Annotated in this window: 10 protein-coding genes and 1 pseudogene; 3 read left to right on the plus strand and 8 right to left on the minus strand. The window is 60.9% G+C overall.

Annotated features, from left to right (window positions below; translation table 11 throughout):
- Positions 1–44: 44 nt before the first annotated feature.
- The 3 genes and pseudogenes from repA to ACN0SW_RS19665 all read right to left on the minus strand — a co-directional run bounded on the left by repA (position 45) and on the right by ACN0SW_RS19665 (position 3,466).
- Positions 45–1,247: a plasmid partitioning protein RepA gene (repA, locus tag ACN0SW_RS19655; protein WP_306043939.1), complete on the minus strand. Its 1,203-nt coding sequence runs from the start codon at positions 1,245–1,247 to the stop codon at positions 45–47.
- Between the two features lie 329 nt (positions 1,248–1,576).
- Positions 1,577–2,238 (minus strand): annotated as a pseudogene (locus ACN0SW_RS19660) (recombinase family protein); the annotation flags it as partial.
- A gap of 100 nt (positions 2,239–2,338) precedes the next feature.
- Positions 2,339–3,466 carry a tyrosine-type recombinase/integrase gene (locus ACN0SW_RS19665; protein WP_417729607.1) on the minus strand — a complete coding sequence of 376 codons (1,128 nt, stop codon included), beginning with the start codon at positions 3,464–3,466 and terminating at the stop codon, positions 2,339–2,341.
- Between the two features lie 158 nt (positions 3,467–3,624).
- Between ACN0SW_RS19665 and ACN0SW_RS19670 the strand changes: the two genes are divergently transcribed.
- The gene (locus tag ACN0SW_RS19670) at positions 3,625–4,497 is read left to right on the plus strand and encodes a DUF1403 family protein (protein WP_094037473.1); all 873 of its coding nucleotides are present in this window, start codon (positions 3,625–3,627) and stop codon (positions 4,495–4,497) included.
- A 47-nt stretch (positions 4,498–4,544) separates the two neighbouring features.
- Positions 4,545–5,159: an SMC-Scp complex subunit ScpB gene (scpB, locus tag ACN0SW_RS19675; RefSeq protein WP_306043948.1), complete on the plus strand. Its 615-nt coding sequence runs from the start codon at positions 4,545–4,547 to the stop codon at positions 5,157–5,159.
- Here the strand turns inward: scpB and ACN0SW_RS19680 are convergent.
- The 4 genes from ACN0SW_RS19680 to ACN0SW_RS19695 all read right to left on the minus strand — a co-directional run bounded on the left by ACN0SW_RS19680 (position 5,143) and on the right by ACN0SW_RS19695 (position 8,148).
- On the minus strand, positions 5,143–6,120 hold the full coding sequence (locus tag ACN0SW_RS19680; RefSeq protein ID WP_417729608.1) for a TniQ family protein: 978 nt from the start codon (positions 6,118–6,120) through the stop codon (positions 5,143–5,145). The genes scpB and ACN0SW_RS19680 overlap by 17 nt on opposite strands.
- A 53-nt stretch (positions 6,121–6,173) precedes the next feature.
- Positions 6,174–7,055: a TniB family NTP-binding protein gene (locus tag ACN0SW_RS19685; protein WP_306043950.1), complete on the minus strand. Its 882-nt coding sequence runs from the start codon at positions 7,053–7,055 to the stop codon at positions 6,174–6,176.
- Position 7,056: 1 nt separating this feature from the next.
- Positions 7,057–7,908: a Mu transposase C-terminal domain-containing protein gene (locus tag ACN0SW_RS19690; protein WP_368074444.1), complete on the minus strand. Its 852-nt coding sequence runs from the start codon at positions 7,906–7,908 to the stop codon at positions 7,057–7,059.
- A gap of 87 nt (positions 7,909–7,995) precedes the next feature.
- Positions 7,996–8,148, minus strand: a complete 153-nt coding sequence (locus tag ACN0SW_RS19695) for a hypothetical protein (RefSeq protein ID WP_306043954.1) — start codon at positions 8,146–8,148, stop codon at positions 7,996–7,998.
- Between the two features lie 773 nt (positions 8,149–8,921).
- Between ACN0SW_RS19695 and ACN0SW_RS19700 the strand changes: the two genes are divergently transcribed.
- On the plus strand, positions 8,922–10,022 hold the full coding sequence (locus ACN0SW_RS19700) for a hypothetical protein (protein ID WP_306043952.1): 1,101 nt from the start codon (positions 8,922–8,924) through the stop codon (positions 10,020–10,022).
- Positions 10,023–10,039: 17 nt separating this feature from the next.
- On the opposite strand, the gene istB is transcribed toward ACN0SW_RS19700, so the two are convergent.
- A partial coding sequence (gene istB, locus ACN0SW_RS19705) for an IS21-like element helper ATPase IstB (protein WP_417729609.1) occupies positions 10,040–10,681 on the minus strand: 642 nt, incomplete at its 5' end.

A 10,681-nucleotide genomic window follows, 5' to 3' on the forward strand; every position in this document is an offset into this window, starting at 1 on the left:
GGTGTCCGGTGGGGGAGGGGGCTGGAAAAGGTTTCTACGCGCCATTACTCGACCGTCCTCCCCCAAGCCTGTTGAATCGTCTTTTCGAACTCGTCTGCGACGCCGTTTACGCTTTCGAGTATCCTGTCCAAAGTCTTCTTGACGACCTGGCTCGGCTCTAGTTCATAGATCGTCTGCTGCGTCATCCCGGCGTCGGAAATGGCAGTGGATTTCAGCATGGGCGTGGTGAGTACCCGGTCGAGCAAAATTGACCTTAGGAACCCAGCCATCTGCGACTGTGGGACATCGGTCGGTTCGAACCTCGCGACGAGGTACTTGAGGAACGACCAGTCGATCGGTCCTGTCGCTTCCTCCAAAGTCCTGACGGTTTCTCCGGCCATCTCAAGAAATTGGGCCATGGAGGCGACGTCCAGCATACTCGGCACCACGGTAATCAGGAGGCCGGTTGACGCAAGCAACGCCGTCATCGTCGTGAAGCCCAACTGCGGTGGGCAATCGACGATCACCAGATCGTAGTTGGCTTCGATCTCATCGAGCGCAATGGCCAACCTCTGAGTGAACGGAGGATCGACCTTGTGTTGAAGCGCGTAAGCCGTCTCGGTTTCATACTCAGACAGCAACAATCCGGCTGGCGCGAGGTCGAGATTGTGGAAGTATGTCTTGCGCACGACTTGGCTCAGGGGAACCGGATCCTCATATTTCAGGGCGTCATACACCGTGCCGCTTTCAGCAAACTCGATTTCTGGGCGGAATCCAAACATAGTCGTTAGGCTGGCTTGGGGGTCCATGTCTACGGCTAGGACGCGATACCCTCTGAGGGCGTAGCGTTGGGCGAGATGAATCGCTGTCGTCGTCTTGCTGGACCCGCCTTTGAAATTCACGATGGATATGATCTGAAGTCCATCGCCATCCCGCCGGCCTGGCAAGTAAGCTTCGCCGTTGCGACCGGTCCGTGCCATCACTCTGCGGATCTGGTCGATCTCTTCAGCGGAATAGAGACGCCTGCCGCGAGAGTCTGTTTCGACTTCTGGAAAATCACCTTCCTGATGGCGCGTTCTAAGGTTCGACATGCTGATGCCCGTCAGCTCAGAGACCTCTGCAGGGTGAAACTTGCGCAGCGTCTTTCTGCTTTCCGGTTGAAAGCTGTTGCGCATATGATGATTGAGGGCATCCGACAGACGCGCGGCGTTGGCAGAAATGGAAGCTGCAATGGATTTTGCGCCTGGGAAATCTGCCTTGCTGTTCATGCTGCCCTCGTGACCTCTTGGTGGGTCGATTGTGTTTCGTCGCTAAAGTGCGCGATTTTCGCTTTTTTGCGACTACAGCACTCATGACACGCAACTTATAGCCAGACAACAATTTTTTTGAAGGCGGAGAGCGCGAACTTGATCTGGGCGTGCGTTTTGGCGCGAGAAAGTGGCCTAAGTGTCTAGAAGATAAGGGAAAATCTCAGCCCGCACTAGCGCCTTGTCAAACATGTTGTGGCTTCACCGCAGTCTACCCCAAGGTATCGCGGTGGGGTCTAACGACGAATCGTCGCTTCTGAAGGATTGAGCGATTGGCACCTAGTAGCCGACTAGACGAGCCCGAGTCGCCCCGCCCGTTCCAACAGCATCCGTACGGAGGATGGCTGCCAGCTGGTTCGCCCACGAGGGGTGCGCTCACGCATGGATTCCAGTCGGTCGCAAATTGCCTGCAAGGTAATCTCGGGGTCAGAACCTTTGATTGCTGCGACAATCACCGGCAGGCGATCGTCGGTTTCGCGGCGTCCGGCGCGGCCAAGCACTTCATCGGGCAGATAGCCGTCGCGCACATATGCTTTCACGGCGCGGAGCAGGCGGCTTTGGGTCCAATGGCGATCTGGGGGCAGGGGGCCATTGATAATCCGCAGGACGTCTTCCCAAGCCATATCGGGGCGCAGCGGCGCACATGCGGCACCCAATCCTGCGCGGTCTCGTTCAGGCGTTCCATGTAGCCATCCTGCCGGGCAAGCCGTACCTTGCGAAGCGCGGCGGGGTCCCTGGTGCGAAGGCCAGGATTGCCACCAACACGACCTTTGGCGCGCGCAGAGGCAAGGCCCGCCTTGGTACGTTCGCGGATTAATGCGCGTTCGAACTCGGCCGCGGCGCCCAGAACCTGCAACGTGAACTTGCCTTGCGGCGATGCAGTGTCAATCGGATCATGGAGCGAACGGAAGAAGGCCCCCTTGGCCTCCAGGCGCTCGATCACTTCCAGCATGTCGCGTTTCGCTACGGACTTCAATTGAAGCCGTAATCTGAAACCTGAACACCGCGATTTTACCTTAGCGCTTCACTGCAGCGGCTCTGCACGCGGGCAATCAGAGCCCCGCCGCCTTGGTCAGGTTGACCCTGAACCTGTCGCGCCTGCGCTGGTATCGGCGGGTCATCTCGGCCGAGGCATGACCGAGATGCTTCTGGACATAGCGCTCGTCGACCTCCGCGGAGGATGCGAGACCGGCGCGCAGGCTATGCCCGGAAAAGAGCGCGAGGCGGTCCTTCTCGGGCAAGTCCGACCGGACCCCGGCATCGAGCACGGTTTGCTTTACCAACCGCGCGACGTGTTTGTTGCTGAGACGCGTATCAAGCGCCCGCTTGCCATCGCGCGAGCACCGCACGAACACCGGCCCAAAATCAATGCGTGCAAAGTGTAGCCATTGCTCAAGCGCATGTACGGGGCAAGTCTGTTCCCTGGAGCCACGCCCGACCTCGACCTCGCGCCAGCCGGTCTTGGCGTTCAGCGTCAGCAGGGCGCCACCGCCCTCTTTGCCCTCCATGATCTCAATCCAGCCGCCACTGTCGGGCGTGTCGTCCTTGTGCACATCGACGCCGATGATTTCTGACCGCCGCAGGCCCCCCGCATAGCCCAGGAGCAGGATCGCCCGATCCCGCAAGCCGCGCAGGTCGTAGGGCAGGGTGGCCACCATCGCCAGAATGTCCTCTGGCAGGATCGCCTCCTTCTGAACCGGCGGGCGGGCATGTTTGCGTCTGATCCCGGCCAGGACGGTGGCGATGTGACGGTCCTTGCGGTCGAGGGGGAAGCCCCGTTGCGCATAGTTCCAGGAGAGCCCGGAGAGACGTCGTTCAATGGTAGAGACCGAAAGGGAGCGGTCCGCCGACTGCGATGGGGTTTGCTCGGCCGGGGCGGCCAGATCCGCAACGTAGAGCCCGATCATCTGCGGCGACGGGGGCAGCGGATCGGTGCCTTTCAGCCGGCACCAGCGGGCAAAGTGTTTCCAGTCGGCGGCATAGGCCTTGTTGGTATTCTCCGCGGCCGACGCCTCTGCGTAGCCGCGGGCGGTATCGACCAACCGGTCAAGGGTGCCGGAGCTGGCGACATGGGCGGGCAGGGCGATGGCCTCGCGTGCCGCTTGATCTCTGTCATCGATCTGGGCATCCTCTATCGCGTCAGAGTTTGCTGAAGTCGATTTCTCGCGTTCTGGCGCCATCTTCTCCCCGCTGATTCACTATTCCTGAGACCGTGCTGCAGCGTACGTCAATAACGTCCGATAACGCAAGGTTATTGGACGTAGAAATACTCGGCAAAGAGGGGCGGTTTCTATACTAAGTGGTAGTCAAAAGCGCCGCCGCGAGATAGTGTTGTGGCATGACATATGCCCGACCAACCTTCGACAGCGACCCTCTTAGCTTACCCCAGATGCCGCCCTGGGTCACCTCGGCACGCGCCGAACCCCTTGAAGATGTGGCGTTTTTGTCGGGCGCAGCACTGAACCACCTGCATCTTGTGTTGGGACACGAGGAAGTGCCCCACGCCTTGTTGCGGGATAGGCTCGCGCTGCGCGCGGCGGCGGCTTGCGTCGCGCTCTCCGGACGGCCGGAGCGGGAAGCGGAGTTGCGCGATGCGGTGCATCTGTTGCGGCCTGGCGATCTGCCGGGACCGGCAGGGGATACTTACCTTGCCTGGCGGCGTGCGGTGGAGCGGCCGGTGTCGATCAAGGTTCTGGGCCGAGCCTTGCCGGCCTTCGAGCCGGGCCAGATCGCGACGTGGCTCGATGCGGGGAAAGGGGCGCCCGTGACCCGGGCCGCGATAGTGTTGGAGGCGGTGCTGCGCGCAGACGCAGCTGGACTGATCCTCGCGGATGCGGCCCTCGCCCAAGCCCTCGGCTGGGAACATCTCGTGCCGCTTCTGGCCGCAGGCCTGAAACGCGCCGACATGCGCAAGCGAGGCGAAGACCTACGCTCGGCTTGTCATCGTGCGCTCGTCTCATCGGCGGTCGATGCCGTGCGTCTCTCAACTCACCTCGCTCGGCGGGCAGCGCATCTCAAAGCGGTCGCACCGAAGCTGCGCGCCAAAGGCGCGGAGGCCGCCGTCGCGATGTTCCTGACCCAAGATGCCGTCGCGCCGGCGGCCCTGCCATTACCTGACCGGTCCGCACGGCGGCTCTGTGACCGGTTGGTCGATCTCGGCGCGGTGCGCGAGCTGACGGGGCGCGACACGTTCCGGCTCTACGGGGTGTAGGGATGAGCATGGCCAGCGAAAGTGGGAACCGGTTTCGCGGTTCGGACATGCGACCACCAAAAAAGGCCAAGGATCGCGCCGACACTGACTTCGATCGGGAACTGAACGATCTGCCAGCCGAATTGCGCTGGCGCGAATGGCTGCGACGGATCGAGGCAGTGCTCTTTGCCAGCGCCTCGCCAGTACCAAGTAAAGACCTGGCGCGCGTCGTGGGGCATGGGGTGTCGGTCGAGTTGCTAATAGAGGACCTGGCCGCCGATCTGGAAGGGCGGTCCTTCGAAGTGGCGAAGGTCGCCAGCGGTTGGATGCTGCGAACCAGGCCCGCCTACGCCCCGGCGATCCGGACCGCCGCTGACATAGGTGAACAGGACCTCGATCTGCGCGAGTACGATGTCGCTGTCCTGGCCGCCATCGCCTACCACCAGCCGATCACACGGGACGGCCTGAAAGACATCTTCGGCAAAGACATCAGCCGCGACCTGATCGGAAGATTGCATGCGCGTGGATTGATCGTCACCGGGCCACGGTCGCCGCGGCGCGGGGCACCCTATACCTATGTGACGACGGAGCAGTTCCTGGTCGCTTTCGATCTGGAGTCGCTGCAGGACCTGCCCGATCGGGAGCAGATGGAGGATGCAGGGGTCATCAATTGGCAGGCATAGCCGTTGCCAATGATGTGCGGCGGTTTGAATGAAGGCGAACGATGACCTGCTGTAAGTCCGCCAAATCAGGAAGTCTGGAGCGCGTTTTTGATCCCGGTGTTATCTGTGACGTGATCTCTGCACTCAATGACGCCACCAAGTCGGAATGCTTGGGCGCAGCCAGTGCAATGCGGGTCCAGAGATCAATTGCAGGGCGCACGGAACGTTTTTGGAGGGGCGTCATTCCATCGGCCAACTGGCGGAACAATACGTAGCGGACCCGGTGCGGCAAGCGCGAAATTGACGTCGGCTCGCCATTGAACGCGAAACAAGCCGCTCCAAGCATGGCGGGCAGGGATGTCTTTCCATGCCGTCCATGTCCCGCAACATGCATTCGAAGCAGATCGTCTATGAGCCGCTCGAGACGCTGCACATCATACTCGGCAGGCAGGGTGGGGTGTCGGAGATCAGCATCACACCAGACGCAGAAATGTTGCGGCAGCAGGCGGTTTTGTCGAGCAGGCGCAATGCCGCCGCCGCAGGCAGGGCAGTGATCGCGCAAGCGGCATCCATGCCGAAAGCAGGAAACGCGCGTCGCCAGGCTCCAGCCGCGCCGGAAGAACGGTGCGCGATCCTCTTTCAGGCATGCCGGGCAATATTGCAGGCGATTGACCCGAGCGGTCGATGTGCGGGCATCTCCTGATCCTGTGATCTGCCGCAATCGCAACCGGGCTAGTGGGTCGCGGTGCAAAGCCAGGCCATCAATATCCTCGGCGGGCAACCGGGTTCGCTCGACCAGCAATTTGAGGATTCGCCCGGGAAGGTCTCGGTCAAGCTTCGCAGACCAATCCCCACCTGCGACACCCAAAACCTGGCCAAAATACTGAGGCGGAACTCCATTGGCCATGGCCAGCCGATGCAGCCAGCTCGAAAGAAGCTCTCCGGGTGCCAGTGCAACAACGCCGGGCCAGCCTTGCCCCATCTCATTGCCGTAGTCGCGCGCAGGTGTGACTGTGATCTCGGACGCAGACTGGTTCACGTCATTTCGCGACGCAAAGGAGCATTTCGGCGTTTCGACAGGGGCGTGTAACCAAGCGAGGTGATGGTCGCTTCAGAAATGTGTTCCTCGCCGTTCCTTATCGCCTTGATGGCCGCGTTGCTCACGATATCGACGACCTCTCCGATCAAGCCCTCTGACAATTCATGGATGATCTCAGCCAGTGACGGTCGCGACAGGTCCGAGGCTCGGGCGAGAGGCATGCTGGTCTCGAGACTATCGAGGAGCGTCGCGAAATCCTCATCATACGCCCATCTGGGAACAGGGATCGTATCGAACCGCGATCCCATTTCCTCGGTGTCGTGTACCGCGTCATAGACCGCAACCTCGCCGACCAGTACGGGCGAGATGTCGTGGACACGTGCGATACGGCGCAGGAACGAAAAGATAGCTTTCACGTCCTGTCGGCGCCCTCGAAGGGCACTGTGAAACTCATCGAAGATGAGCAGGCGGGGTTTCAAGCCGTCCAGCAAATGATCCACCTGCTCGCCCGCGCGCGACAGGCTTCGCCAACCAGATGCCTGAGGCGCACGCAACCCGGCAAGAATGCTGGCATAGAAGTGAGACAGTCCGGCACCTTCTCGGGTATGAATCACCCAGATCCTTTGACGCTCTGACTGACGCAAATGTTCGATCGCGAAGCGTTCGGCGATCATCGTCTTGCCATTGTGATAGGGGCCTGTCAGCAAGAGCCCTCTGGGGCGCAAGGTTACTGGTCGATCGAGTAGAAGGCTCATTGCGTTATGGGCGCGACTTGCCACCGGGTGGCTGATCCAACAGGCCGTCCGGATATGGGAGATGCGGCACGCGTCACCGGCATCAAGAAGTGATGCGGCGGAGTCCAGGAGGTGATCCGTCATTTCACCAATCCTCCACCGGAAAGACGCGGCGCGGACGTTCGGGGTCGGGCGTTTCTCGGATTGGTGTCGGGGCAGGAGTCAGGCTCTGGTAGGGTTTCGGCGCATGAGCCGCATGCCTGGCCCGTGCGATTTCCTTCAGCCTTTGCTTCTTCGTTGCCGAGGCATCCACGGTCGCCGCGATTTCGCGGCGGATCGCGGTCTTCTCCTCGATCGGGCGCCGACCGGTTTCGCGCGCTCGGTTTCTCTCGGCCCTGTGCTGCCAGAGGGTGACCGCCTCAAGCTGTCCATCCCGCCGCGCCACAGGGAGCCAGGCCCCTGTATCGGGATCCTTGATGTAGATATGGCTAATGTCCCGAGGATCATAACGAACATCGAGAGCATCCAATCGATCACGGCGGGCGACCAATGGGCCCATCCATGGTTCGAAATAGTCGTTGGCAAACAGGCTGACACCTTGAGGTGAAATCCTGCGTGTCTTGTTCGGGAGAAAGCTGAGCAGTACGTCGAAAGGGTTGTCTTCCGGGCCATCCGGCTGACGGCATTTTCGTTCCCATTCCCTGGCCGGGACCGTCAGCTTGCGTTCATTCTGGCTAAGATTGTGATCGATAATCGCCAGCGCGATACAGCGTTCGAGGTCTGCAAAATTGAGCCTCGCACGGTCTTCAGACAGGTACTCACCCCGATCCGCGATGGAACGCCCGGTCTTGCCAGGCAGGGAGCGCAGCACCGTATTCACTTTGCCGAGAAGCCGCTCGACAACCCCGCCACGATGGACGGTCCCCTTGTTCCGGCTTTGAATTACAATGCCGTACTCGGCACAACCCCGGATGAAACTGGTGCTTCTGAATTCCATGGCAGAATCCACGACGACCTTCTTCGGGCGGCCAAACATCGGCCAGGAATGATTGATGTCGCGCGCTGCCAGCCAGTCCTCCTTGCGTCACATCGCCTGCGCAAGACAGAGGGCGATCGACAGGCGTGAGGGCTTCTCCAGGGTCAGGCAGAAGCCAATAATCGCGCTTGTTGCCACATCGGCAGCGATAGTGAGATAGGGGCGTCCGACATAGATGCCTTGACCATCGATGACTTCCACAAACTGGATGTCGGCGGGGGTGTGGTCTATCTGGACAACATCGAGTGCGTGTTTGGCCCAAATATAGCCTGGGGGGGGGGTTCAGACGCCGCAGGCTTTTCTCTCCTGAATGTCGCCGTCGGGCAATCTCCTCGGGCGTGAACAGTCGTGGGATACGCTTGGAAACGGTGACATAGGCGGGCGGATCAAGACCCTCGATGATACAACGGGTGCGGATTTCATCGGCAATCGGCGCAAGGTCCGGTCGCTCGGGCTGAAGCCACATCTCCCGAAGCGTTGCCGCAATGATCTCCTCTACAGCCGGGCTGATCCTTGTGCGCCTGGCCCCGCCAGTCTTTGGCAACAGCGAAGAAACCCGGCGCTCGGTGCGGTATCGGCGCAGGAGGTTGTAGACTTGGCGCGTCGAGAGACGCAATTCGGATGCGGCCCGAGCAACTGCGGTGCGCATAGGCTCTTGCCCGTCCAAAATTCGATCCAGTTCTCGTCCGATACGCGTTGCCCTCGCCCAAGCCTCGTCAGACGCTTCGTATTCGTGCGGCGTCATGAAACCGCCGCTCCACGGTTTTTGAACTCCATTTTCTGCCCCAGTCTCTCGCTTGTTGAAACGCGAGTTAAAAATTGAAATCGAAACGTAAAAACCCACGTCGGATTACGCTTCATCCTACTGAAATCCTGTAAGAACTTTATGATGAAACGGCAAAGCAATTGCGACAGTGCAGGCGCACCCTAACAAAACACTTTGGTAAAATGCAAAAGCGCCATATTTTGCACATATGAAGCCGCAAGTACCTACGCAGTATAGTAAATTGGACGATCCTCTAGTTGATGCGGAGGGGATTGAAGAGACGTCCGAGGACGACCTGTGGTTCCTGCCCGGTCCAATAGAAGTGGAGCCGGATTATCTGCCGCCCAGACCGAGGGCAATGCTGCCTGAAACCGCAGTCCTCGACGATTGGCGGAAGGCAGAGGCAGGTAATGCCGCCCGTCTTGCCTGTGTGGCTAGCCGGATTGGCGCGCTGGATGACCGTCTGCACCGTGGCCCGGAAGGCTGGCGGCTCAGGCTCGCCCTGATGGAGGCGGCAGACCTCAGCTGGTTTGTGGGTGACCGAATTGGCCTGGATCGGCTGGCGCTTTGGATATCCATGCGCTTGTCCGGGGTGCAGGACGACACCGCAGCGCTCGCGCGTGTCGGATGGGCGGTGCGCCGTCTGACAGGCGGTCCCGGTCCAGAGGTGGACTTATCCGCTTTCCTCGATCGCCGTGACCCTGAAAACATGGCGGATGAAGCCGAGCCCTTTGCGGATCGCGCGGTCGGTTGGCTTGACCTGATGGCGCAAGCCGCCGACCTGCATTCGATTACACGCGCCTGCATGGGGTTTCACCTCTGGAACCTTGCGGGCCTCGGGCAACAGGACGACCGGATGGAAGCGGCGGTTACCGCCGCACGCATTGCCGCGAGCGAAGGCCCGAATTTGAATGGGGGGGCCATCTTTGCGCCTCTGGCTATGCGCGGGGCAGGGGGGCTGCGCGCCAGTGGCCCACCTGCCGAGCGCTTGCAGCGTTGGCTCGAGGGAATGGAAACAGCATGCCTGACCGCGATGCGGCACCTCGACGATATCCAGGCATGGTCAGCGCGGGCGGACAACATGATGGCACCGCTCTCTGGCAAGACACCTCCTGCATTGCGCGCGGTGCTGACCGAATGGCCCGTCGTCTCCGCTCCAATGGCCGAGACCCTGACCGGTGCCAGCCGCGCCGCCGTCCAGCGCAACCTTGCTTGCGCATTCCAGAGAAGTTGGGCGGTCATTCCACGTGATCGTGGGCAGCGATTCCACGGCATCGTGGGCACCCATTCCGTGAACTTGGGCAGGTGACCGACGCGTTCATTGAGTCAGGCTTGCCCAACTTGGTCAAGCGGTTTCGTGGCGCTCATCTTTCTTCGCATGCTGTCTCCGGTCAGGGTGAGGCGGTGGGCGTTGTGGACCAGGCGGTCGAGGATGGCGTCGGCAAGGGTTGGGTCGCCGATGGCCTCGTGCCATTGGTCGATCGGCAACTGGCTTGTGACGATCGTTGAGCCGCGGCCTTGCCGATCCTCGAGGATTTCCAGGAGATCTCGGCGTTCGGTGGCGGTCAGCACCGACAGCCCCCAATCGTCCAGGATCAGAAGCTCGGTGCGTTCGATGGATTTCAGGACGCGGGCATGACGCCCGTCGCCCCGGGCGATGGCCAGTGCCAGGAAGAGCCGAGGCACGCGGTGATACATGACCCGGCGATCGTCACGGCAGGCCTTGTGCCCGAGCGCGCAGGCAATCCAACTTTTGCCCAGCCCTGTTGGCCCAGTGACCAGCAAATTCTCGTGCCGGTCGATCCATCCACCGTCGATGAGATGCGCCATGACCGATTTGTCGTTGCCGCGCGGGCTGCGCATGTCGATGTCCTCGACGCAGGCTGCCTGCCGGAGCGCGGCGAACCTCAGCCGTGTCGCCAGCTTCTTGGCACCGCGCTCGGTCGCCTCTCGATCCACCAGCAGGCC

The organism is Roseovarius sp., assembly GCF_048262375.1.
GTDB lineage: Bacteria > Pseudomonadota > Alphaproteobacteria > Rhodobacterales > Rhodobacteraceae > Roseovarius.

Excerpts from the sequence above, each read along its gene's own strand:
- ACN0SW_RS19680 (WP_417729608.1), bottom strand. The coding sequence starts at position 6,120 with ATGGGGCAAGGCTGGCCCGGCGTTGTTGCACTGGCACCCGGAGAGCTT.
- scpB (WP_306043948.1), top strand. The coding sequence starts at position 4,545 with ATGCGACCACCAAAAAAGGCCAAGGATCGCGCCGACACTGACTTCGAT.
- repA (WP_306043939.1), bottom strand. The coding sequence starts at position 1,247 with ATGAACAGCAAGGCAGATTTCCCAGGCGCAAAATCCATTGCAGCTTCC.
- ACN0SW_RS19670 (WP_094037473.1), top strand. The coding sequence starts at position 3,625 with ATGACATATGCCCGACCAACCTTCGACAGCGACCCTCTTAGCTTACCC.
- ACN0SW_RS19690 (WP_368074444.1), bottom strand. The coding sequence starts at position 7,908 with ATGGAATTCAGAAGCACCAGTTTCATCCGGGGTTGTGCCGAGTACGGC.
- ACN0SW_RS19700 (WP_306043952.1), top strand. The coding sequence starts at position 8,922 with ATGAAGCCGCAAGTACCTACGCAGTATAGTAAATTGGACGATCCTCTA.
- ACN0SW_RS19685 (WP_306043950.1), bottom strand. The coding sequence starts at position 7,055 with ATGACGGATCACCTCCTGGACTCCGCCGCATCACTTCTTGATGCCGGT.
- ACN0SW_RS19665 (WP_417729607.1), bottom strand. The coding sequence starts at position 3,466 with ATGGCGCCAGAACGCGAGAAATCGACTTCAGCAAACTCTGACGCGATA.